Genomic DNA, 21,060 nt, shown 5'->3' with positions numbered 1-21,060 from the left:
AGGGAGGGCCGGATCGGCTTACGCGCCCACGCCCTCGAACAGCGCCGACGAGATGTAGCGCTCGGCGAACGAGCACGCGACGGTCACGATGCGCTTGCCCTTGAACTCGGGCCGCGCCGCGACCTCGAGCGCCGCCGCCACGTTGGCGCCGGTCGAGATGCCGCCGGGAATGCCCTCGACGCGGGCGAGCAGCCGGGCGGTGTCGAAGGCGGTCTGGTTCGAGACGGTGAGCACCTCGTCGATCACACCGCGGTCGAGCACGCCGGGGACGAAGCCGGCGCCGATGCCCTGGATCTTGTGCGGGCCGGGCTGGCCACCCGACAGGACCGGGGAATCTACCGGCTCGACCGCGAACACCTTCAGGTGCGGCAGCCGGCCCTTGATGACCTGCCCGACGCCCGTGATGGTGCCGCCGGTGCCGACGCCGGACACGAAGGCGTCGAGTTCGCCGTGGGTGTCGTTCCAAATCTCCTCCGCGGTGGTCTTGCGGTGGATCTCCGGGTTGGCCGGGTTGTTGAACTGCTGCGGCATCACCGAGCCGGGGATCTCCTTGAGCAGCTCCTCGGCCTTGGCGATGGCGCCCTTCATGCCCTGGGGGCCGGGGGTGAGGGCGAGCTCGGCGCCCAGGAAGGCGAGCATCTTGCGCCGCTCGAGCGACATCGTCTCGGGCATCACGAGGATCAGCCGGTAGCCGCGGGCCGCCGCCACGAAGGCCAGCGCGATGCCGGTGTTGCCGGAGGTCGGCTCGACCAGCGTGCCGCCGGGCTTGATCGCGCCGGCCGCCTCCATGGCGTCGATCATGTTGACGCCGATGCGGTCCTTGACCGAGGCGATCGGGTTGAAGAATTCGAGTTTCAGGAGGATGTCGGCCTCGACGCCGCGCTCCCTGGCGAGGCGGTTGAGGCGCACCAGCGGCGTGTTGCCGATGGTCTCGGTGATGGATTCGTAGACCCTGCCGTGTCCGGCCTTGGTCGGGGAAGCGGCGTCGGCCATGTCTCGAATGCTCCTGCCAGTCGGGGCCGTCGAGGCCCGATCGGCCGCAGCGGTAGACCAAAACCCTACAGCCGTCGAGATATCGGCGCTTCTCCATCCGCGTTACGGGGAATACTCGCGGATCAAGAGAATAAAGTTCTACAAATCCGCCGATCGTCGACCGGGATCATCTCCGCCCGCGTGCCCGGTCGCCCACGGGCCCGAGGCGCATCGCCGACCTCGACGGCGGGCACCGAACCGGGCATGTCGCACTGGTCAAGCCGGGCTTCCGGCCCCATCTCTGCCCGAATCGTAGTCTCCGGGCCGCGCGACGTTTCTCGAGGTCTCCATGCTCACCGACACGACTCCGGCCAGTCTCGCCGGACAGGCTTCCGCGGACGCCCTCATCAAGGACACCACCACGGCCACGTTCCGTCAGGACGTGATGCAGGAATCGCTGCAGCAGCCGGTGCTGGTCGACTTCTGGGCCCCGTGGTGCGGGCCGTGCAAGCAGCTCACGCCGGTGATCGAGAAGGCGGTCCGCGACGCGGGCGGCAAGGTCAAGCTCGTCAAGATGAACATCGACGAGCATCCGCAGATCGCCGGCCAGCTCGGCATCCAGTCGATCCCGGCGGTGATCGCGTTCCAGCGCGGCCAGCCGGTGGACGGCTTCATGGGCGCGCTGCCGGAGAGTCAGGTGAAGGCGTTCATCGAGCGCCTCGTCGGCCCGGTCGTGTCGCAGGTCGAGGAGATCATGGCCGAGGCGGCGGCGGTGGCGCAGGAGGGCGACGCCGACGCGGCGGCGGAGCTCTACGCCGCGGTGCTGGCCCAGGAGCCCGAGCATGTCGGCGCCATCGCGGCCCTGGCCAAGCTCGTCCTCGACCGCGGCGATGTCGAGGGCGCCAAGCGCTTCCTCGACGCGGTGCCGCCCGAGAAGGCGAAGGATCCGGCCATCGCCGGGGTGCGCGCCGCGATCGAGCTGGCCGAGCAGGCCGCCTCGCTCGGCGACCTGGGGACGCTTCAGCGGCAGGTCGAGGCCGATCCGGCCGACCATCAGTCCCGCTTCGATCTCGCGCTGGGCCTCGCCGCCCTCGACCGCCGCCAGGACGCGATCGACCACCTCATCGAGATCGTGCGCCGGGACCGGAGCTGGAACGACGACGGCGCCCGCAAGCAAATGCTCCAGTTCTTCGAGGCCTGGGGGCCGATGGATCCGATGACGATCCGCGGCCGCCGCCGCCTGTCGACGCTGATGTTCGCCTGACGTCCGGTCCGGCGCCCCGCCGGGGCGCCGCCGATCCCGGGCGATCGGACGACACCGCCTCCGGCGAGGACGTGCGAGCCACCTCCGCCGGGGAACGCCCGGCTCGAAGTGCGACGATCGAGGGAGCCGCACGCCATGAGCATGAACGTCGCCTACAAGGGCCCGGCGGATTGCCCCGTCGCGATCCCGGTCTTCCCGCTCCCCGGCGCCCTGCTGCTGCCGCGCGGGCAGATGCCGCTCAACATCTTCGAGCCGCGCTACCTCGCGATGATCGACGACGCGCTGCGCACCGACCGGATGATCGGGATGATCCAGCCCGACGCCGAGACCGGCGAGTCGCCGCTGAGCCCGAAGCTGTTCCGCGTCGGCTGCGCCGGCCGGATCACGCAATTCGCCGAGACCGGCGACGGCCGCTATCTCATCTCGCTCACCGGGGTGGCGCGGTTCCGGGTCGAGGAGGAACTGACCACGACCTCGATCTACCGGCGCTGCCGGGTCTCGTTCGAGCCGTTCGCGACCGACTTCCAGGCTCGCGCCGGCGAGGAGGCGGTCGACCGCGCCGGCGTGCTGCGGGCGCTGAAGGACTTCGTCGAGGCCAACGACCTGCGGGTCGATTGGGCCGGGATCGAGGAGGCGCCGAACGAGGCGCTGGTCAATGCACTCTGCATGATGAGCCCGTTTGGCGCCCGCGAGAAGCAGGCGATGCTGGAAGCTCCCGACCTCAAGACCCGGGCCGAGGTGCTGATCGCCGTGACCGAGATGGAGCTGGTGCGTGGCTCGGGCTCCGAGCCGACCCTGCAGTGACGGAGCCGCCGACGGCTCGTCGGAGCCGGCTCCGGCTTGTCAGAGCCGGCAGGAAGGCGCACAGCCCAGCCGAATTTTTCGCGTGAGGACACCCGATGGCCGACAACCCCGCTCCGGTCGAGGCGACCCGGATCGACCCGAAGCTGCTCGAACTGCTGGTCTGCCCGCTGACCAAGGACCGGCTGGAATACGATGCCGGCCGCCAGGAACTCATCAGCCGCTCGGCCAAGCTCGCCTATCCGATCCGCGACGGCATCCCGATCATGCTGCCGGAAGAGGCCCGGCCGCTGGCGGAGTAGTGCGCCCCTTCACAGAAAGCTCTGCGGGTCGACGTCGATCGCCACCCTGACGTTGCCCCTCGGCTTCGGCCCGCGGGCGATCCAGTCGCGCAGGTAGCTCTGGATGTCGATCTCGCGCTCCGCCTTGACCAGCAGGCGGAAGCGGTGGCGCCCGCGCACCAGGGCGAGAGGCGCCTCGGCGGGGCCGAGCACCATCACCCCTGGCGGAGGCTCGGCGACGCGGGCGAGCGCCTGACCGTGGGCTTCCGCCGCCTCGCGCTCGGCCGCCGAGACGATCAGCGCCGCGAGCCGGCCGAACGGCGGCAGGCCCGCCACCTCGCGGGCCGCCGTTTCCTCCTCGTAGAACCGTTCGGCGTCGCCGGAAATCAGCGCCGCGATCACCGGGTGCTCGGGCTGGTAGGTCTGGACCAGCGCCCGGCCGGGCTTCTCGCCGCGGCCGGCACGGCCGGTGACCTGTTGCAGCAATTGGAACGTCCGCTCCGCCGCCCGCGGGTCGCCGGAGGCGAGCCCGATATCGGCGTCGAGCACGCCGACCAGGGTCAGGAGCGGGAAGTTGTGGCCCTTGGCGACGAGCTGGGTGCCGACGACGATGTCGCAGCCGCCCTCGGCGACGGTCTGCAACTCGGCGCGCAGCCGCTCGGCCCCGCCGGGAAAGTCGCTCGACAGCACGATCACCCGCTTGTCCGGGAAGGTCGCGGCGACCTCCTCGGCAATGCGCTCGACGCCGGGGCCGCAGGCGGTGAGGCTGTCGACGGTGCCGCATTCGGCACAGGCGTCCGGCCGGCGCTCGGCATGGCCGCAATGGTGGCAGACCAGGGCGCGGCGGAATCGGTGCTCGACGAGCCAGGTCGAGCAGTTCGGGCACTGGTAGCGGTGGCCGCAGGCCCGGCACAGGGTCAGGGGCGCGTAGCCGCGGCGGTTGAGGAACAGCAGCGCCTGCTCGCCCCGGGCATTGGTCTCGGCGACCGCGGCGGTCAGGGTCGGCGACAGGTAGCGCCCGCGCGGGATCGCCTCGCGGCGCATGTCGATCGCCCGGATCTCCGGCAGGCGCCGGCCGCCGAAGCGCTCGGGCAGCACGACGCGGCGGTAGCGGCCGCGGGCGGCGTTGACCCGGGTCTCGATCGACGGCGTCGCCGAGGCCAGCACCACCGCGGCGTTCTCGAGCTTGCCGCGCACCACCGCCATGTCGCGGGCGTGGTAGCACACGCCGTCGTCCTGCTTGTAGGCGGCCTCGTGCTCCTCGTCGACGACGACGAGGCCGAGGTGGCGGAACGGCAGGAACAGCGCCGAGCGGGCGCCGACCACGACCGGGATCTCGCCGGCGAGCACCCCGGCCCGGATGCGCTCGCGCCGCCGCCCGCCGATGCCGGAATGCCACGCCGCCGGACGGGCGCCGAACCGGGCGGTGAAGCGGTCGAGGAACTGCGCGGTCAGGGCGATCTCGGGCATCAGCACCAGGGATTGCACGCCCCGGCGCACGGCCTCCGCCACCGCCTCGAAGTAGATCTCGGTCTTGCCCGAGCCGGTGACGCCTTCGAGCAGAGTCACGCCCCCCTCCCCAGCCGGCCCGCCGCCGGCCGGCGGCGCGGTCAGCGTCGCGATCAGGGCCTCCGCCGCCGTCCGCTGCGGGCCCGAGAGCGGCGGGTGCGGATGATCGGGATCGGGCGGCTCGGCGACGCGCTCGGGGGCGAGGGTCACCGTCTCCAGCACGCCGTCGTCGATCAGCCCGTCGATCACGCCGGCGCTGACGCCGGACTCCAGCGCCAGGGCGCGCTTGCCGCGCACCGCGCCGTCGGCGGCCACCGCCACCACCTTCGACCGGGCCGCGGTGATCCGGCTGGGCGCGGCGCCGGTCGCCCGCACGCCGACCTTCGCGGTCTCGGTGCGCGGGCCGTCCTCGGGCAGGCGCAGCGCCATCGCCAGCGCCGAGCCCTTCGGCGCCAGGGTGTAGCGGGCGATCCAGTCGACGAGACGGCGCAGGGGAGGCGCCATGCCCTCGTCGGCGATCCGCGCCGTGACCTTGCGCAGGTTGGAGCCCGCCGCCCCGTCGCGCAGGCCCCACACCACCCCGACGGTCTCGCGCGGGCCGAGCGGGATCTGCACCACGTCGCCCTCGGCGAGGTCGAGCCCGGCCGGCACCGCGTAGCTGTAGGCGGTGTCGAGGGCGAGCGGGATCAGGACGTCGGCGATAGCGGCATTCATCGGGGATGCGGGGGTCGGACGCGGATCGTCCTCATATAGGCACGAGGCGCCCGCGGCTCACGCCTCGTCCGGCTCCTCGCCGATGCGCCGGCGCACGCCCCATTCGGCCAGGACCGCGTTGAGGTCGTCGAGGACGAAGTGGCGGGCGCTGTCCTGGTCGTAGCCCTCGTCCAGCAGGGCGTCGTACTCGGTGAAGACGTGGCGGGCATAGGCGACCATCGCGAGCCACGCCCCGGTCTCCGGCGCGGCCCCGCGCAGGCCCGGGCTCGCCAGCGCCCGGTCGACGATCGCCTCGGCCTCGAAATCCGGCACCCGCGGCGCCAGCCGGGCGAGGGCCTGCTCGACGAGGTCGCGCCGGGTCGGCATCCGGGGGTCGTAGTCCGGCATCGCTGGCTCCTCGCTCCTCGGGCCAGCCGAGGCATAGCCGACCCGGGGGAGCCGGTCATGCCGGGACATGGTCACACGACGGCGGCCGCGGCGGCGACGTGGGCCGTTCGGTCGGCGAGCGCCGCCAGTTCCGCCCGCTGGATCGCGTCGGCCGTCAGCGGCGCCCCGCCGAGGGGATCCGGCAGGTCGCGGGTGGCGGTCGCATCCGCCGCCACGGTGACGCGGTAGCCGAGATCGAGAGCCGCCCGGGCGGTGGCGCTGACGCAGTTGTGGGTCATGAAGCCCGCCAGGACGAGGTCGCGGCGGCCGTGACGGGTGAGGTGCGCGGCGAGGTGGGTGCCCGTGAAGGCGTTCGGCAGCGTCTTGGCGACGGCCGCCTCCCCTGGAAGCGGCGCGGCCTCGGGCAGGATCGCGGCGCGCTCGCCGTCGAACAGGCCACCGGGCCGGCCGCGATGGACGACGTGGACCACCGGCGCCCCGGCCGCCCTCGCGCGGGCGAGCAGATCGGCGAGGCAGGCCAGCGCCGCGTCGATCCCCGCGAGCGGCACCCCGCCGCCGGCGGCGTATTCCGCCTGGGCGTCGATGACGATCAGCGTCGCCTCGGCGAGGCGGGCCGGGCCGAGGCTGAGCCCGGCGCGCTGGAGAAGGGTAGTGGGTTCGCTCATCGGAGGCTCCGCGCCGCCGGACGAAGTGGATCGCGCGTCCGGCGGCCTCGTCGTCCCACGGGCATCTGCGCCGGACCAGCGGCGTGTTACGGTCCGCGACCTGCATGGATGCAGGTCGGAGGCGCCGGATGCAGAACTGGGACGGGTGGCAGACGCTGCTCGCCGTGGCCCGCGCGGGGCAGCTCGGCAGCGCCGCGGCCGCGCTCGGCATCGACGCCACCACGGCGGGACGGCGGATCCGGCGGCTCGAAGCCGGGATCGGACGGCCGCTGCTCGCCCGCCGCGGCGGCCTGCTTGTCCCGACCCGTGCCTGCCTCGACCTGATGCCGGGGCTCGACGCCGCCGAGCGGGCGCTGCGCGGCGTCGGCGAGGCGGCAAGCGGCGTGAGCGGCGCGGCGGAGGCGCCGGGCTGGCAGCGGATCCGCATCACCGCCGTGCCGGTGCTGTGCGACCACCTCCTCGCCCCCGCGGTGCCGCGCCTCGTCGCCGATCGGCCCCGTCTCGGCGTCGATCTGATCCCGGAGGAACGCAACCTCAGCCTGACCCGCCGCGAGGCCGACCTCGCCCTCCGGCTCGGCCCCCTGAGCGCCGTGCCGCGGGAGGCCCGGGAGATCGGGCGCCTCGCCTACGCGACCTATGCGGCCACCGGCGCCGAACCGCCGGATGTCCTGCCGTGGGCCTGTCTCGACGGGGCGCTGGGCCATCTGCCGGAGGTGCGCGCGACTGAGCGGGCGGCCGGCCGGGCCGGGCCGCGGCACCGGGCCGGGCGGCTGGAGAGCCTTCGCCGCCTCGTCCTCGCCGGGGGCGTGCGCGGCCTGCTGCCGCGGATCATGGCCGAGGCCGATCCGCGCCTCGTGCGCCTCGAAGGCGGTCTCACCCTCGACCGGCCGATCCATCTCCTCAGCCATCCCGAGGATGCCGGAGTTCCGGTGATCCGCGCCGCGGCGGCCTGGATCGAGGCGACGGTCGCCGCCGCGCCGGGGCCGGTACCGTCGCGGGAGGAATGACCCGGTCCGGATGCGAAGCGATCAATCTGATGTCGTACGAGACGATGTTCGGACAACCCGTTCCGGAAACCCCATCGAAGCCCGCGCGGCGCAGGAGCGAAGCCGATTTCCGCTTTGCGAATGCGATCCGGCAGGATCGCCACGATCCCGCAGAGATCGCCTGGCGATCGATCCGGCTTCGGATGACGGCTTGCGTCAGCGCCCCGACGGCCCGATCGCCGGGAGCTCGGTCGGCGGCAGCGCGCTCGCGCTCGCCGCCGGGGCCTTGGGCGGCGTCTTGCGGGTGCGCTGGGCGAGGGCGACGGTCAGCCGCTCGGCGGCCTCGGGCTGCATCACCGCCAGCACCTCGGCCATCTTGCGCGGGTTCATGCCGAGCACCACCGGCACCAGCACGTCGAGGGAGAGCCGGTCGAACACCCGCGCGGCCTCCTTCGGCTTCATCGTCTCGTACATCGTGACGATGTTCCTGAGGGCGGCGGCCTCGGCCTCGCTCGGCCTGGCGGCCTCGGCCTCCTGGGTCTCCAGCTTGCGCAGGTCGCCGATCTGCCCCTCGATCCGCCGCTCGACGGTGCCGATGAGCTGCTCGCGGGCCTCGAGGTCGCGGCTGCGCTGCTGGAGCGCGTCGCGCCGGGCGCCGAGCTTCTCCAGCAGCGCCCGCTCGGTGAGGGACACGTCCGGGGCCGCCGGCGGCGGCGTCTCCTGCGGGCCCTGGCGGATCGCGCCGGCGGCCGGCTCCTTGGGCGCGGTCGAGCCGGTCACCACCGGATCGGGGTAGCCGCTGCGGGCGTGGGCGAGCACCCGGGCGAAGTCGGGCTGGCCGCCGGGATCCTCGACCGCGAGGCCCCCGAGCTTGAGCACCAGCAGCCCGCCGGCGGCGAGCGCCACGGCATCGATGAGGCGCAGGCGCAGGGCAGGCGGGCGCCAGGATGCCTTCTTGGTCGGCGATCCCTTCCTCGCCGACTTGGCGACGGCGCGGCCGGGCCGGGCCGGCGGCGCGGTGCCGGGCAGGCGCAGGGCCGCGAGGCGGCGCAGGAGATCGGCGACGGTCACGCCGCCTGACCCTGGAGCCGGGTCAGGGCGCGCTCGCTCAACGCCCGCGCGGCGGCGGCCGCGGGGCCGGCGCCGCCGGCCGGGCCTGGGCGACGATGCGGCCGATGCGGCCGAGCACCTCCTCGCCGGCCGCGACCTGCCCGGCGAGGTCGGCGGCGTAGCGCTCGGCGACCCGCAGGCGCTCGGCGAGGGTGCGGTCGCACTCGCCCAGCGTCGTGCGCAGCCCCGCGATGGCGCGCTCGGCGGTCTCGGTCGCCATCATCAGATCGCCGATGGTGTGGCGCAGGGCGGCCTCGTCGGCCTTGAGCCGGGTGATGCGCCGGCTGAGCGCCACCGAGGAGACGATGCTGGCGACGAGCAGCACCGCCACCATCGCGTCGGCCAGGATGTTGACGATCGGGCTCACCGGCCGGGCTCCTCGTGCGCGACGGCCATGGTCAGCCGTCCTTCTGGTTCTTCATCGAGGCCTCGAAGGCCGCGAAGGTGGTGCGGGCGCGGCGCAGCGGCCGCGTCACCTGCACCGCGATGTTGTCGTCGAGCCGGCCGATCCGCCCCTGCGACATCGCCCAGTCGCCGCAGCGCAGGGTGATGAGGTCGGAGGGCTTGGCGTTGAACATGATGGTGTCGCCGACCTCCAGCGACAGGACGCGCTTGAGCGGCAGCATCATCTCGTGCAGCACCGCCTCGACCGCGACGTCGGCCTGCCAGATCTCGGTGGCGAGGTGGCTCTCCCAGATGTGGTCGCGGCCGAGCTTCTCGCCCATGAAGCTCTGGAGCAGCAGGTCGCGGATCGGCTCGATCGTGGCGTAGGGGAACAGGATCTGGAGCAGGCCGCCGCGCCCCTCCATGTCGAGCTTGAGGTCGATCAGGATCGCGGCGTTGGCCGGCCGGGTGATGGTGGCGAAGCGCGGGTTGGTCTCGATGCGGTCGATGACGAAGCGCACCGGCGACAGCGGCTGGAACGAGGATTCGAGGTCGCCGAGGATGATCTCCAGCATCCGGCGCACGAGCTGCATCTCGATCGAGGTGAACGGCCGCCCGTCGAGCCGGGCGGTGGTGCCGCCGCGCTTGCCGCCGAGCAGCAGGTCGAGGGTCGCGTAGGCGAGGTTCGAGTCGACCGTGACGAGGCCGGAATTCTCCCACGCCTCGGCCTTGAACACGCCCAGCAGCGTCGGCAGGGGAATCGAGTTGAGGTAGTCGCCGAACCGGACTGAGGTGATGTTGTCGAGGGTGACCTCGACGTTGTCCTGGAAGAAGTTGCGCAGGCTCGTCGACAACAACCGGATCATCCGGTCGAAGACGATCTCGAGCATCGGCAGGCGTTCGTAGCTGACGACGCCCGAATCGACGATGGCGCGGATGCCGCCGGCACCCGACGCGGTGAGTTCCCTCAGCGAGAAGCCGAGGACCTGGTCGATCTCCTCCTGGTTGAGGATGCGGTCGTTGCCGGCGAGTTCGGGCAGGTTGTCCGACTCGCCCTCGTCGATCATGTTGGCCCATTCGGCCGCCATGTCGCTGGCGTGGGTCGCCGTGCCCTGCTCGGCCAGCGCCGCGCCCCACTCCTCGGCCAGGGACGCGTCGCCGCCGCCGCCGCCCTGCTCGATCAGCGCCGCCGCCCAGTCGTCGTCGTCGATGATGTCGTCGTCGGGTCCGGCCACGGCGGGTCCTTACTGGATCACGAAGTCCTTGAAGAGCACTGCGTCGACCCGGGCGGGGTAGACCGCCACGTTGACCCGGCGCAGCAATTCCTCCCGCAGGCGGTAGGTCCCCATCGAGCCTTCGAGGTCGGGCGGGCGCAATTCGCGGATGTAGACCTGGAACGTGTCCTCGACCCGCGGCATCAGCGGCTGGACCTCGGACGCGACCTTGGCGTCGCGCATCTCCAGGGTCACCCGCAGCTTGATGAAGCGCGGCTGCCCGCCGCCCGGGTCGGAGGCGAGGTTCATGATCATCTCGCGCATGTCGAGGAAGGCGACGATCGGCTTCGTCTCGACCGCCGGCTTCTCGGCATGCGCCGCCCGGCCGCGCCACACCATGAACCCGCCGGCGCCGCCGCCGGCGAGCAGGAGCGCCGCGAGGCCGGCGAGGATCAGCTTCTTCCTGCGGCCGGTGCCGGCCGGCGGCGCGTCCGGGGCCTCGTCGCCCTCGGTCTCCGGCGCCTTCGTCGGCTTCCTGGCCATCCCCTGAGGTCCTTCGATCCCCCGCCGCGCGACCCGCCGGGAGGTGATCTCCACGGGTAGGCGATCATGGTTAACGCCTCGTTAAGGCGGCAGATTCTGCCGGGACGCAACTGCCGGGCGGCGGGGGACGCTCCCTGGCCGGCACCATCGCGATAGTCGCCAAACCCCTGAGACAGCGAGAGAAAATAAGAAATCCGCCGCTGGCACGGGCCCTGCGACGAGGTGCGGGCCTGACCGGCCGCTGGGGAGCGGGGCGGGTCGGCGAGTGACCGCAACGTCCGGGGAGTCGGACCGCGATGCAGAACGCGCAACTGATCGGGCTGTCGGCCCAGGTCGCCCTCGGCCGCGAGCTGGAGGTGATCGCCAACAACGTGGCCAACGCCTCGACCACCGGCTTCAAGGCGCGCTCGACCCGGTTCCAGGAATACCTGATGCCGAAGGCGAGCGCCGAGACGTTCCAGCGCCCCGACCGGCGCCTGTCCTACGTCATCGACGCCGGCACCGCCCTCGACATGAGCCAGGGCGCGATCGAGAGCACCGGCAACCCGCTCAACGTCGCGATCCGCGGCGACGCCTTCTTCGCGGTGCAGACGCCGCAGGGCGAGCGCTACACCCGCAACGGCGCCTTCGAGCTCGACGCCGAGGGCCGGCTCGTCACCAGCGACGGCTACCCGGTGCTCGGCCAGGGCGGGCCGATCCAGATCAACAGCCGCGAGACCGGCACCACGATCGGCACCGACGGCACGGTCTCGACCAATCTCGGCAACCGCGACAAGGTCCGCCTCGTCACCTTCGCCGACCCGCAGGGCCTGACCCACGCCGGCGCCAACCTCTACGCCGCGACGACCCCCGCCGTGCCGGCCGGTGCGCAGGCCCGGATCGAGCCCGGGGCGCTGGAGCGCTCGAACGTGCGCCCGGTCCTGGCGATGAGCCGGCTGATCGAGGTCAACCGCACCTACGCGATGATCGCCGAGGCGGTGTCGCGCCTCGACACGCTGCACGGCACGGCGCTCCAGCGCCTCGCCGATGTCGGCACCGCGTAAGGAGCCGGCCCGATGCGCGCCCTCTACGCCGCCGCCACCGGCATGGCGGCCCAGGAACTCAACGTCCAGGTCATCTCCAACAACATCGCCAACCTGCGCACCACCGGCTACAAGCGCCAGCAGGCGCATTTCCAGGATCTGCTGTACCAGAACCTGCGCCGGGCCGGCTCGGCGACCTCGGACCAGAACAACATGCTGCCGGCGGGGCTCGCCCTCGGCTCGGGCGTCAAGACGACCTCGACCGCCCGGGTGATGTCCCAGGGCACCCTGTCCTCGACCGAGAAGACCTACGACGTCGCGATCCGCGGCGAGGGCTTCTTCCAGGTCACCCTGCCGGACGGCCGCACGGCCTATTCCCGCGACGGCTCGTTCGACCTCGACCCGCAGGGGCAGATCGTCACCCGCGACGGCTACCTGCTCAATCCGGCGATCGCGGTGCCGAACAACGCCACCGGCGTCACCATCAGCGGCTCCGGCATCGTCCAGGCGACGGTGCCGGGCCAGACCGCGCCGCAGCAGATCGGCCAGATCCAGGTCGCCCGCTTCGTCAACAAGGTCGGGCTCGAGTCGGTCGGCGACAACCTGTTCGTCGAGACCCTGGCCTCCGGCCCGCCGGTCGTCGGCAACCCGACCACCGACGGGTTCGGCTCGCTTCAGCAGAGCTACCTCGAAGAGGCGAACGTCAACGCCGTCACCGAGATCTCGTCGCTGATCGCGGCGCAGCGCGCCTACGAGATGAACTCGAAGGTCGTGACCGCCGCCGACCAGATGCTCTCCACCACCTCGCAGATGTTCCGCGGCTGAGGCTCGCCATGAAACTCCTCCTCGCCACCGGCCTCGCCCTGATCCTCGCCGTTCCGGCCTTCGCCGAGCCGGCCCGCCCGAGCCTGCGCGGCGACATCACGGCAAAGCGCGACGTCATCACCCTCGGCGACCTCGTCGCCGACGCGCCCGCCGACCTTGCCGACCGGCCTTTGTTCCGCGCGCCCGCCATCGGCGCCACCGGCACGATCCAGGTCCGGCGCATCGCCGAGGCGGTGGCGGCGCTGGGGCTCGACGCGCCGGAGAGCGGCGGCCGGCTCCAGGTCAGCGTGCAGCGCGCCGCCCGGCGCATCGGCGCGCCGGAGATCGAGGCCGCCGTGAAGGCGTCGCTCGCGCGGCTTCGCGGGCTCGACCCGGCCACGGTCTCGGTGCTGTTCGAGGGCGAGGCGCCGTCCCTGAGCGTGCCGCTCGAACTCGACGGCGCGCTCGCCGCCTCGGAGGTGGTCTACGACCCGCGCCTGCGCCGGGTGACGGCGCTGGTCAGCGTCGGCGACCGGCAGGCGACCCTGCGCGTCGCCGGCCAGGTGGTCGAGACGATCGAGGTCGCGGTGCTGGTCCGGGCGCTCGCCCGCGGCGAGACCGTGGCAGCGGGCGACGTCGCGGTCGAGCGCCGGCCGCGCGACGGCCTGCCGGCCGAGTCGGCCGCCGACCCCTCCGCCCTGGTCGGGCAGGTGGCGCAGCGCCCGCTCCCGGCGGCGATGCCGCTGCGCGCCGGCGACCTCGCCCGGCCCGACCTCGTCGCCCGCGGCGAGGCCGTGACCATCGTGTACGAGACGCCCGGCGTCGCCCTGTCGATGCGCGGGCAGGCGAAGGAGGGCGGGCCGATGGGCGCCGTCGTCTCGGTGCTCAACCCGGCCTCGAAGAAGCTGATCCAGGCCACCGTGATCGGGCCGGGCCGGGTGATGGTCGGACCGCCGGGCGGTCAGGCCCCCGGCCGCGTCGCCGAAGCCCTGCCCTCGCGCTGACGGAAGGCCGACATGCGCCCGCGCCTCTCCCGCTTCGCCGCCCCGGCCCTCCTCGGGCTGTCGCTCGCCGGCTGCAACACCGCCGACCGCCTCGCCAATGTCGGCCGTGCCCCGGTCCTGTCGGCGATCGAGGATCCCACCGCCCAGGCCGGCTACAAGCCGGTGCGCCTGCCGATGCCGGAGGTGCAGGCGGTGTCCTACGCCCCGAACTCGCTGTGGCGGACCGGCTCGCGCGCCTTCTTCAAGGACCAGCGCGCCGCCCGGGTCGGCGACCTCGTGACCGTGAAGGTCAACGTCACCGACAAGGCCAACCTCAACAACGAGACCAAGCGCTCGCGCTCCAGCAGCGAGTCCTTCGGCGTGCCGAACGCCTTCGGCCTGGAGGCCAACACCAAGCTTCTCGGCGGGGCGACCCCGGAAAAGCTCCTCACCACCGACGCGACCACCGCCAACGACGGCTCGGGCTCGATCCAGCGCGCCGAGACGGTGACCACCAGCGTCGCGGCGATCGTCACCCAGGTGCTGCCGAACGGCAACCTCGTGATCGAGGGCAAGCAGGAGATCCGGATCAACTTCGAGATGCGCGAGCTGGTGGTGGCCGGCGTGATCCGGCCGGAGGACATCGAGTCGGACAACACCATCGACTCGACCAAGATCGCCCAGTCCCGCATCGCCTATGGCGGCCGCGGCCAGATCACCGACGTGCAGCAGCCGCGCTACGGCCAGCAGTATCTCGACATCCTGCTGCCGTTCTGAACCCCGTTCCGGGCGGCACGCTCCCCCTCAGGCTGCCCGGAACGGATCACGGCCCCGGCCGCTCCCGGCCGGGGCCGTCGGACGCCGACGCGAGCTCAGCACATCGCGCCGGCGCCTGACCGGATCAATCGTCTTCCGAACGATCGAGCGGCGAGGCGCTCTGCCAGCGCGTCGGCGCGCGGTCGGAGGTCGCGGCCCCTTGCGAGAAGACCAGCGAACCGGTCGTCTCGCGGCACTTGAGTTGCTGCCGCTCGACGTCCGACGACGCCTGCGCACACGCGAGGTCCGGCATATCGTCGAGGTCGTTCGCGCGCGGCACCGCGGTCGCGGCAAGCAGCAGGATGAAGCTCAACAGAAGACGCATTTCAGGATCTCCTCTCCCAGGACTTGGTAGGTCCGGGATTGGCGGCGCGCGTCATTCTTTCGGTGGAAGAGCCGGCAAAATTTCTGCTCGACCATGATGCGACGATGGGCAGCCGGGCGGCGGTCAACCCATCACCAGCCCGCCATCGACGTGCAGCACCTGCCCGGTGACGAACCGGCTGTCGTCGCCGGCGAGGAACAGCACCGGCCCGGCCACGTCCTCCGGGGTCGCGAGGCGGCGCAGGGGCGTCTGGGCGACGAGCGTCTCGCGCACCGCCTCGCCGGTGAAGCGGCTGCCCTGCGTCCCCTCGACGAGGCCCGGCGCGACGCAGTTGACCCGCACGCCCAGCGGCCCGAGTTCGGCCGCGAGGTTGCGGCTGAACCCGACCAGGGCGGCCTTGGCGGTGGTGTAGTCGTGGTAGGGAATGCTCGGCCGGGACACGAGGTCGCTGGCGAGGTTGACGATGCTCGCCCCGCCACGCAGCAGCGGCAGCGTCGCCTGCACGACCGTGTAGGCCGCCCGCACCGCCCCGTCGAACTGCGTCTGGTAGGCCGACCACGGCGTCTCGGCGAAGCGGACCCGGTTGTCGGGGTCGAAGCGGTAGGGCGCGAAGGCGTTGTTGACCACGGCGTCGAGCCGGCCGGCCTCCTCGCCGATCCGCCGCGCCATCTCGGCGACCGCCTCGGGCGAGGTCACGTCGGCGGCGATCGCCAGCGCCGCGCCGCCGCGGGCGCGGCAGGCCGCGACCACGGCCTCGGCCGCCGCGGCGTTCTCGCGGAAGTTGACGATCACGAGGCCGCCCTCGGCCGCGAAGGCGGTGGCGATCGCCGCGCCGATGCCGCGGCTGGCGCCGGTGACGAGGATGACCCGGTCGCTGAACCTCATGGCGCGGACACCTTCGGCGGGATCAGGTCGCTGAGGACGACCCGGCTCATGTCGATCGGGCGGGCGATCAGCCCGAGGCTGCGGAAGGTGTCGGCGCCCTTCTGCAGCACGTCGAGGTCGAAGCGGCCCAGCCCCTCGCGCTCGGTGGTGGGCGAGACGGTGGCGAGGTTGCGCAGTTTGATGATCTCGAGGTTGACCGCCTCGTCGCGGCCGTTGATCGCGCGGGTCACCGCGAGCCGGGCCGCCTCCTCGGGCTTGGCGATCATCCAGGCGGCCGAGTCGCGGTAGCCGGCGAGGAAGCGGGCCAGAACCGGCTTTCGCGCCTCGTAGGTCGCCCGGGTGACCACGAACAGGTCGCTCGGCAGGTTGAGGCGGTCGCGGACCTCGATCACCTCGACCTCGCCGAGGCCGCGGGCACGGCCGACGAGGAGCCCGGTATCGGTCGCCGCGGTGGCGTCGACCTGCCCCTGGATCAGCGGTGCGAAGTTGAGGAGGCCGGTGACCTCGATCCGGATATCGGACTCGCTCAGGCCGGCCTCGTGCAGCAGCAGCAGGAGGTTCTGGCGCGTGCCGCTGGACAGGCTGTAGACCCCGACGCGCTTGCCCTTGAGGTCGGCGACCGAGCGGATGCCCTTGCCCTTCGGCGCCACGACGTTGAACACGTTCTGCGGGTAGATGTTGTAGATCGCCACCAGATCCGCGCCCTTGTCGAGGGCGAGGTAGAGCGCGGCCGGATCGGTGAAGGCGACGTCGGCCTGCCCGGTCAGGATGTTCTGGATCGCCGAGCCGCCGCCGGTGCCGGGGACGTAGTCGAGAGCGATGCCGCGGGCCTTGAACAGGCCGTGGTCGGGCTCGGCGAGGAGGTTGGTGATCTCGCTGATCGGCTGGCTCCAGCCGGCGACCACGACCTTCTCGGGCGCCTGCGCCAGGGCCGGAACGGGCAGCCACGGCAGTGCGAGCAGCGGCAGCAGGCGGCGGCGGGACAAACCCGGCATGTCTAGCCTTTCCGGTAGCGCCGCAGGGCGAGGCGTTCCAGCGCCCGCACGGCTTCGTAGAACACCATGCCGAGCGCCGTGATGACGACGAACAGCGCGACGATGAGGCTCGAATCCATCACGCTCTGGGCGGCGATGATCGAGGCGCCGAGACCGGCGCGCCCGGCGACGAACTCGCCCACCACGGCCCCGACCAGGGCGAGCACCACCGCGACCCGCAGGCCGGCGAGGATCACCGGCAGGGCCGCCGGCAGCTTGAGCCGCAGCAGGGTCTGGAGGCGGCTCGCGCCGAGCATCCGAAAGAGCTCGCGCCGGGCGGGATCGACCTCGGCGAGGCCGGTCAGCGTGGTCTCCATCAGCGGGAAGAAGCAGATCAGCGCCGTGACGACCACCGTCGGGGTCAGCCCGAAGCCGAACCAGATGATGAGGAGCGGGCCGAGCGCGAGCTTGGGCACGAGCTGGCTCGCCAGGATGTAGGGGCGCAGCACCCGGCCGAGCGCCGGGCTCTCGGCGAGCAGGATGCCGGCGCCGAGCCCGACCGCGGCGCCGAGGGCGAGCCCGAGCGTCATCTCGGCCGCCGTGACCGCGAGGTGCGGCCACAGCCGGCCCGACGCCACCTCGCCCCACAGCGTCGCGGCGACCGCGGACGGCGGCGGCAGGATCAGCGCCGGCACCGCGGCGGCGCGGCACCACGTCTCCCAGGCGGCGAGCAGGGCGAGGAGGAGCAGGCCGGAGGCGAGGCGGGCGCTCACGCCGCCCGCTCGCGCACGGTCTCGCCGCGGTCCATCGCCTCGCGCAACGCGCGGCAGGCCGCCGCGAAGGCGGGCTCGTAGCGCAGGCCCGGCGGACGGGGGCGCGGCAGCGCGACCGGGCCGGAATGGGTGATGCGGCCGGCCGCCATCACGGCGACCCGGTCGCCGAGATAGACCGCCTCGGCGATGTCGTGGGTGACGAACAGGGCCGCGGTGCCGCGCAGGGCGCAGAGCCGCAGCAGGTCGTCCTGCAACTCCTCGCGGGTGAGCGCGTCGAGGGCGGCGAAGGGCTCGTCGAGGAGCAGCAGGTCCGGCCCGCCGATCAGCGCCCGCGCCACCGCGACGCGGCTCTGCTGGCCGCCCGACAGCGCGGCCGGGTGTCGGCCGGCATGGTCGGCGAGCCCGACCAGGGCGAGGAGGTCGCGGGCGGCCTCGCGGTCGGCGGGGCCGGGGCGGCGCTTGAGCGAGAGCGGCAGCAGTACGTTGTCGAGGGCGCTCAGCCATTCGAGCAGCGTCGGCGCCTGGAACACGAACCCGACTCGCGGGGCGGGTCCGCGCAAAACCGCGCCGGCGACGCGCACGCGGCCCTCGTCGGGCATCAGCAGCCCGGCGGCGAGCTTGAGCAGGGTGGTCTTGCCGCAGCCGCTGCGGCCGAGCAGGCAGTGGATCGCGCCGCGCGGAACGGTCCAGTCGACGCCGTTGACGATCGCCGGCCCGCCCGCGTCGTAGCGGTAGCGCACGCCCTCGATCGCCACGAAGCCTTCGGGATCCGGGTCAGTCGGCATAGGGCGCGAAGCCTTCTGCCGCCGCCTCGGCGCCGGCCTCGATCTCGGTCAGGGTGACGAGGTCGAGCAGGCTGAAGCGGCCGTCATGGTGCCAGCCGGCCTCCGGCCGGGTCATGGCGCCGATGGCCGTGATCCGGCTGACCCCGACTGCCGCGAGACCGTCGGCGAGGCGCAACAGCCGCTCGGGGGATGCCGCGACGCCGGCGGTCTGCAGGAAGGCGCGGTGGGGCGCCACTCGCGCCGGCACCGCGTCGAGGTCGTCGACCGCCACCACCGCGACGGTGCGGTTGAGGCCCGAGGGGCGCAGCGTGTCGTCGCCGTCCAGCACGACGACGCCCCACGGGTCGGCGGGCTCGCCGAGGAGGTCGGCGGTGTCCCGGAGCTCCTGCGCCTGCCGCCACGCCGCGACCCCGGCGGCCTCTCCGGGAGAGAGAGGCCTGCGGGGATGGCGGGCGGCGAGCGCCGCGAGGTCGTGGGCCAAGTAGCGGGCGAACTCGGCCGGGGCGACCAGGCCGCCGCGCTCGACGAACAGCATCTGCGGCGAGTAGCAACCCTGCTGCTCGTAGCGCGCGACGTCCTGGGCGGCGAGCCGCGCCAGGGCCGGCGCGCGGCGTCTGTCGAGCGCCTCGCGGGCGATCACCCCGAAGCCGATCCGGTGGCCGTGGGACAGGAAGCGGGTGCCGATCGGCAGCTTTTCGCGGAGAGCCGCCAGGGTGGCGTCGTCGCCGTAGGCCAGCACCGTGTCGGCCTCGCGCAGGAAGACCTTTTCGGAGGCGCCCTCCCCGCCCTTCCACCACACGGCGGCGAGGCACTCGCCGAGTTCGGGATCCTGCTCGGCGATCAGGCCGGCGAACCAGCCGGCGGTCAGCGGCTCGGCCGAGGCGAGCTTGCCGACCGTGCCGGCCTTGACCAGGAGGCCGCAGACGAGGCTCCACAGCGACAGGGCCGGTACGTTGCCGGCCCAGACGTGCAGCAGCAGGTCCGGCCCCTGTGCCCGCACCAAGCCGCCCTTGGGCGCCGGGCGGAAGCCGTCGAGCAGGCCGGGATCGGAAAAATCCTCGGCGAGGAAGCGCAGGAGCTGCGGCCGCCGGAAGGTTTTCAGGAACCCGGTGAGGCCGAGCCGGACCGTCTCCCGGTCATAGCCGGTGACGACCGGCAGCAGCGCCTCGGCCTTGCGCCGGACCGGGTGGCTCCGGTCGAGCAGGCGGGCGGTGGCGCCGTCGATGGCCTCCACGATGCGGGCGACCGCCATCCGCCGCAGCGCCGTCCGCGCCCGTTCGCGGATCTGCCCGCACAGGGCGGCGGCCTGGGCCTCGCTCAGCTCCGGCAGCGCGACCTCGACGGTCTCGCCCCAGGCCGCGTGGCGGACGATGCGCCAGCCGATCTCGTCGCGCGCGAGGCCCGGGCAATGGCCGGCGAACTCGGCCATCCGGTCAGGCCCGGGCGGCGGCGAGGAATTCGGCCACCGCGACCGAGCAGCCCTTGGAAGCCTCGCCGTCGACCCGCCCGAGCAGGCGGAAGCCCCCCGGCACGATCTCGCCGGCATCCTCGGTCAGGATCGCCGACACGGCGTTGAAATGGGCGAGGTCGTGGTGGACCAGCACGCCGCGCTCGCCTGCCGGCAGATCCTCACCGGTGAGCGGATCGACGACGCGGCTGCGGATCCAGTGCGGGCCGGACTTCACCGAGGGGTAGACCGCGTTGCCGTCGTCGTAGAACTGCGTGCTGAGTTCGGTCATGCCGTACATGTTGAGGCAGGCCGAGCGCGCGATGCCGAAGGCCGCCGACAGTCCGTCGTAGAACGCATCGGGGTCGAGTTCGCGCGAGCGGCCCTTGAACCCGCCGGTGTCGAGGACGAAGCTCCCCTCCGGCAGGGCGAAGCGCCGGCCGGAGGCCGCCAGGGCGTCGAGCACCGGCACGAAGGCGTAGCTGGCACCGAGCAGGGCGTAGGGCTCGCCCGCCGCCTCGGCGTCGGCGAGGGCGGTGAGGAGGCCGGCGAGGTCGAGCCCTGACGGGCCGACGAGGCCCGCGCTGCCGGCCGTGCCGAACTCCCGGCGCGCGAGGGTGAGGTAGCGGGCGAGCGAGGAGTTCGGCAGCGCCTCGTCGTCGGGAAACAGGATTCCCATGCGGATCGGCGCGCGCCCGCGCATCACCCGATCCCGGAAATTGTCGCGCATCGAGCGGTCCCACACCGCCATGGTCGGGTGGTAGCTGCGGCCACGGGCATCGCCGGTCGTGCCGCTGGTCATGAACACCCGCTCGGCCGCCTCGGGCGGGCAGCAGCTCAGGATCAGGTCCTTGAACGCCTTGATCGGCACCGCCGGGATGTCGCGCCAGCGCCGGACGGCGAGCGGCGTGCGGCCGCGCCGGAGGGCGAAGCGGCGATAGGGCTCGTTGTGGCGGAACTGGTGGGCGAAGACGCGCAGGGCCATCGCCTCGAACTCGGCGTCGGTCGCGCTGGGCCGGGCCAGGAAGTCCAGCAGGGCGCCGACGATCTCGGCCCGCTCCGTCGTCTCTGCCGCCATGGCCACCCCCGTTCGCCCCGGCGCCGGCCGGGGAGATCATGACGGGGAGACGTGCGCGAAGGTCGGCGTCGTGAGCCTGGACGGCCGGCGGTCCCGCATCCCTACGCCGGCATGACCCGGATCAGGTTCATAGGGTCACCGCGTCGCCCGGACCGCGTCCGTGCCGGCGGAATCTCAGCCTCCTCGCGAGGCTCCCCTGGGAGCGGACGGGTGTGGCGGGCCGGGACCGCGGTGTCAAGCACCGCGTCGCCGGCTCAGTATCGGGTTTCGGAGCCCTGCCGGCGGTCGGGCTGGCTGGCGCTGACGCCGACGACGAACAGCACCACGACGATCAGCAC

General features: G+C 73.0%; 23 protein-coding genes and 1 riboswitch. Of the genes, 8 read left to right on the top strand and 15 right to left on the bottom strand.

Annotated elements, in window-relative coordinates; genetic code table 11:
• Positions 1-18: 18 nt before the first annotated feature.
• Entirely contained in the window at positions 19-993 is a 975-nt protein-coding gene (gene cysK / locus EOE48_RS11925; protein WP_127729220.1) for a cysteine synthase A, read from the bottom strand.
• Between the two features lie 328 nt (positions 994-1,321).
• Between cysK and trxA the strand changes: the two genes are divergently transcribed.
• The 3 genes from trxA (at position 1,322) to EOE48_RS11910 (ending at position 3,339) form a co-directional block, all read left to right on the top strand.
• A complete protein-coding gene (trxA, locus tag EOE48_RS11920) occupies positions 1,322-2,236 on the top strand; it encodes a thioredoxin (protein WP_127729218.1) in 915 nt (304 codons plus the stop codon).
• Between the two features lie 135 nt (positions 2,237-2,371).
• The gene (locus EOE48_RS11915; RefSeq protein ID WP_127729217.1) at positions 2,372-3,040 is read left to right on the top strand and encodes an LON peptidase substrate-binding domain-containing protein; all 669 of its coding nucleotides are present in this window, start codon (positions 2,372-2,374) and stop codon (positions 3,038-3,040) included.
• Positions 3,041-3,135: 95 nt separating this feature from the next.
• The gene (locus tag EOE48_RS11910) at positions 3,136-3,339 is read left to right on the top strand and encodes a Trm112 family protein (RefSeq protein ID WP_127729215.1); all 204 of its coding nucleotides are present in this window, start codon (positions 3,136-3,138) and stop codon (positions 3,337-3,339) included.
• Between the two features lie 9 nt (positions 3,340-3,348).
• Here EOE48_RS11910 and EOE48_RS11905 read toward each other — a convergent pair whose 3' ends face one another.
• The 3 genes from EOE48_RS11905 to EOE48_RS11895 form a co-directional block, all read right to left on the bottom strand.
• Positions 3,349-5,541, bottom strand: a complete 2,193-nt coding sequence (locus EOE48_RS11905; protein WP_127729213.1) for a primosomal protein N' — start codon at positions 5,539-5,541, stop codon at positions 3,349-3,351.
• Between the two features lie 57 nt (positions 5,542-5,598).
• The gene (locus EOE48_RS11900; RefSeq protein WP_127729211.1) at positions 5,599-5,928 is read right to left on the bottom strand and encodes a DUF2293 domain-containing protein; all 330 of its coding nucleotides are present in this window, start codon (positions 5,926-5,928) and stop codon (positions 5,599-5,601) included.
• A 71-nt stretch (positions 5,929-5,999) separates the two neighbouring features.
• Positions 6,000-6,593, bottom strand: coding sequence for an isochorismatase family protein (locus tag EOE48_RS11895; protein ID WP_127729209.1), 594 nt, complete (start codon positions 6,591-6,593; stop codon positions 6,000-6,002).
• A 128-nt stretch (positions 6,594-6,721) separates the two neighbouring features.
• Between EOE48_RS11895 and EOE48_RS11890 the strand changes: the two genes are divergently transcribed.
• On the top strand, positions 6,722-7,600 hold the full coding sequence (locus EOE48_RS11890) for a LysR family transcriptional regulator (protein WP_127729207.1): 879 nt from the start codon (positions 6,722-6,724) through the stop codon (positions 7,598-7,600).
• A 195-nt stretch (positions 7,601-7,795) separates the two neighbouring features.
• Here the strand turns inward: EOE48_RS11890 and EOE48_RS11885 are convergent, their stop codons facing one another.
• The 4 genes from EOE48_RS11885 to fliL are packed head-to-tail and all read right to left on the bottom strand — an operon-like array spanning position 7,796 to position 10,830.
• On the bottom strand, positions 7,796-8,650 hold the full coding sequence (locus tag EOE48_RS11885; protein ID WP_246154191.1) for a MotE family protein: 855 nt from the start codon (positions 8,648-8,650) through the stop codon (positions 7,796-7,798).
• A 37-nt stretch (positions 8,651-8,687) separates the two neighbouring features.
• Positions 8,688-9,056, bottom strand: a complete 369-nt coding sequence (locus EOE48_RS11880) for a DUF6468 domain-containing protein (protein ID WP_342791837.1) — start codon at positions 9,054-9,056, stop codon at positions 8,688-8,690.
• 31 nt (positions 9,057-9,087) lie between these two features.
• Entirely contained in the window at positions 9,088-10,308 is a 1,221-nt protein-coding gene (fliM, locus tag EOE48_RS11875) for a flagellar motor switch protein FliM (RefSeq protein ID WP_127729205.1), read from the bottom strand.
• A gap of 9 nt (positions 10,309-10,317) precedes the next feature.
• Positions 10,318-10,830: a flagellar basal body-associated protein FliL gene (gene fliL, locus EOE48_RS11870; protein WP_127729203.1), complete on the bottom strand. Its 513-nt coding sequence runs from the start codon at positions 10,828-10,830 to the stop codon at positions 10,318-10,320.
• Between the two features lie 296 nt (positions 10,831-11,126).
• Here fliL and flgF point away from each other — a divergent pair, with 296 nt between their 5' ends.
• From flgF to flgH, 4 genes are read left to right on the top strand one after another with little or no spacing between them, the layout of a single operon-like run.
• On the top strand, positions 11,127-11,873 hold the full coding sequence (gene flgF / locus EOE48_RS11865; protein WP_127729201.1) for a flagellar basal-body rod protein FlgF: 747 nt from the start codon (positions 11,127-11,129) through the stop codon (positions 11,871-11,873).
• A gap of 12 nt (positions 11,874-11,885) precedes the next feature.
• A complete protein-coding gene (flgG, locus tag EOE48_RS11860) occupies positions 11,886-12,677 on the top strand; it encodes a flagellar basal-body rod protein FlgG (RefSeq protein WP_127729199.1) in 792 nt (263 codons plus the stop codon).
• A gap of 8 nt (positions 12,678-12,685) precedes the next feature.
• Positions 12,686-13,660: a flagellar basal body P-ring formation chaperone FlgA gene (gene flgA / locus EOE48_RS11855; protein WP_127729197.1), complete on the top strand. Its 975-nt coding sequence runs from the start codon at positions 12,686-12,688 to the stop codon at positions 13,658-13,660.
• Between the two features lie 12 nt (positions 13,661-13,672).
• Complete coding sequence (gene flgH / locus EOE48_RS11850) at positions 13,673-14,416, top strand: flagellar basal body L-ring protein FlgH (protein WP_127729195.1); 744 nt, start codon at positions 13,673-13,675, stop codon at positions 14,414-14,416.
• Between the two features lie 124 nt (positions 14,417-14,540).
• Here the strand turns inward: flgH and EOE48_RS11845 are convergent, their stop codons facing one another.
• The 7 genes from EOE48_RS11845 to EOE48_RS11820 all read right to left on the bottom strand — a co-directional run bounded on the left by EOE48_RS11845 (position 14,541) and on the right by EOE48_RS11820 (position 20,722).
• Complete coding sequence (locus EOE48_RS11845; RefSeq protein ID WP_127729193.1) at positions 14,541-14,780, bottom strand: hypothetical protein; 240 nt, start codon at positions 14,778-14,780, stop codon at positions 14,541-14,543.
• A 123-nt stretch (positions 14,781-14,903) separates the two neighbouring features.
• Positions 14,904-15,665, bottom strand: a complete 762-nt coding sequence (locus EOE48_RS11840) for an SDR family oxidoreductase (protein WP_127729191.1) — start codon at positions 15,663-15,665, stop codon at positions 14,904-14,906.
• Complete coding sequence (locus EOE48_RS11835) at positions 15,662-16,660, bottom strand: ABC transporter substrate-binding protein (RefSeq protein WP_127729189.1); 999 nt, start codon at positions 16,658-16,660, stop codon at positions 15,662-15,664. The genes EOE48_RS11840 and EOE48_RS11835 overlap by 4 nt, the downstream gene beginning before the upstream one ends.
• Positions 16,661-16,662: 2 nt before the next feature.
• Positions 16,663-17,412, bottom strand: coding sequence for an ABC transporter permease (locus EOE48_RS29615; protein ID WP_210249565.1), 750 nt, complete (start codon positions 17,410-17,412; stop codon positions 16,663-16,665).
• Positions 17,409-18,197 (bottom strand): ABC transporter ATP-binding protein, encoded by a 789-nt coding sequence (locus EOE48_RS29610; protein ID WP_210249564.1) that lies wholly within the window; start codon positions 18,195-18,197, stop codon positions 17,409-17,411. Before EOE48_RS29610 ends, EOE48_RS29615 begins: the two co-directional genes overlap by 4 nt.
• On the bottom strand, positions 18,187-19,626 hold the full coding sequence (locus EOE48_RS11825; RefSeq protein WP_127729185.1) for an acyl-CoA reductase: 1,440 nt from the start codon (positions 19,624-19,626) through the stop codon (positions 18,187-18,189). Before EOE48_RS11825 ends, EOE48_RS29610 begins: the two co-directional genes overlap by 11 nt.
• 4 nt (positions 19,627-19,630) lie before the next feature.
• The gene (locus tag EOE48_RS11820) at positions 19,631-20,722 is read right to left on the bottom strand and encodes a LuxE/PaaK family acyltransferase (protein ID WP_127729183.1); all 1,092 of its coding nucleotides are present in this window, start codon (positions 20,720-20,722) and stop codon (positions 19,631-19,633) included.
• An 80-nt stretch (positions 20,723-20,802) separates the two neighbouring features.
• Positions 20,803-20,930: riboswitch (TPP riboswitch) on the bottom strand.
• Positions 20,931-21,060: the final 130 nt, after the last annotated feature.

Origin of the sequence: Methylobacterium oryzihabitans, assembly GCF_004004555.2 — a bacterium.
GTDB classification, from domain to species: domain Bacteria; phylum Pseudomonadota; class Alphaproteobacteria; order Rhizobiales; family Beijerinckiaceae; genus Methylobacterium; species Methylobacterium oryzihabitans.
Note: the sequence above shows the minus strand (reverse complement) of the source record. Positions and strands in the feature narration are given on the sequence as shown.

Coding starts and splice junctions, on each gene's coding strand:
- cysK (WP_127729220.1), bottom strand. CDS start 993: ATGGCCGACGCCGCTTCCCCGACCAAGGCCGGACACGGCAGGGTCTAC.
- trxA (WP_127729218.1), top strand. CDS start 1,322: ATGCTCACCGACACGACTCCGGCCAGTCTCGCCGGACAGGCTTCCGCG.
- EOE48_RS11915 (WP_127729217.1), top strand. CDS start 2,372: ATGAGCATGAACGTCGCCTACAAGGGCCCGGCGGATTGCCCCGTCGCG.
- EOE48_RS11910 (WP_127729215.1), top strand. CDS start 3,136: ATGGCCGACAACCCCGCTCCGGTCGAGGCGACCCGGATCGACCCGAAG.
- EOE48_RS11905 (WP_127729213.1), bottom strand. CDS start 5,541: ATGAATGCCGCTATCGCCGACGTCCTGATCCCGCTCGCCCTCGACACC.
- EOE48_RS11900 (WP_127729211.1), bottom strand. CDS start 5,928: ATGCCGGACTACGACCCCCGGATGCCGACCCGGCGCGACCTCGTCGAG.
- EOE48_RS11895 (WP_127729209.1), bottom strand. CDS start 6,593: ATGAGCGAACCCACTACCCTTCTCCAGCGCGCCGGGCTCAGCCTCGGC.
- EOE48_RS11890 (WP_127729207.1), top strand. CDS start 6,722: ATGCAGAACTGGGACGGGTGGCAGACGCTGCTCGCCGTGGCCCGCGCG.
- fliL (WP_127729203.1), bottom strand. CDS start 10,830: ATGGCCAGGAAGCCGACGAAGGCGCCGGAGACCGAGGGCGACGAGGCC.
- flgF (WP_127729201.1), top strand. CDS start 11,127: ATGCAGAACGCGCAACTGATCGGGCTGTCGGCCCAGGTCGCCCTCGGC.
- flgG (WP_127729199.1), top strand. CDS start 11,886: ATGCGCGCCCTCTACGCCGCCGCCACCGGCATGGCGGCCCAGGAACTC.
- flgA (WP_127729197.1), top strand. CDS start 12,686: ATGAAACTCCTCCTCGCCACCGGCCTCGCCCTGATCCTCGCCGTTCCG.
- flgH (WP_127729195.1), top strand. CDS start 13,673: ATGCGCCCGCGCCTCTCCCGCTTCGCCGCCCCGGCCCTCCTCGGGCTG.
- EOE48_RS11845 (WP_127729193.1), bottom strand. CDS start 14,780: ATGCGTCTTCTGTTGAGCTTCATCCTGCTGCTTGCCGCGACCGCGGTG.
- EOE48_RS11840 (WP_127729191.1), bottom strand. CDS start 15,665: ATGAGGTTCAGCGACCGGGTCATCCTCGTCACCGGCGCCAGCCGCGGC.
- EOE48_RS11835 (WP_127729189.1), bottom strand. CDS start 16,660: ATGCCGGGTTTGTCCCGCCGCCGCCTGCTGCCGCTGCTCGCACTGCCG.
- EOE48_RS29610 (WP_210249564.1), bottom strand. CDS start 18,197: ATGCCGACTGACCCGGATCCCGAAGGCTTCGTGGCGATCGAGGGCGTG.
- EOE48_RS11825 (WP_127729185.1), bottom strand. CDS start 19,626: ATGGCCGAGTTCGCCGGCCATTGCCCGGGCCTCGCGCGCGACGAGATC.
- EOE48_RS11820 (WP_127729183.1), bottom strand. CDS start 20,722: ATGGCGGCAGAGACGACGGAGCGGGCCGAGATCGTCGGCGCCCTGCTG.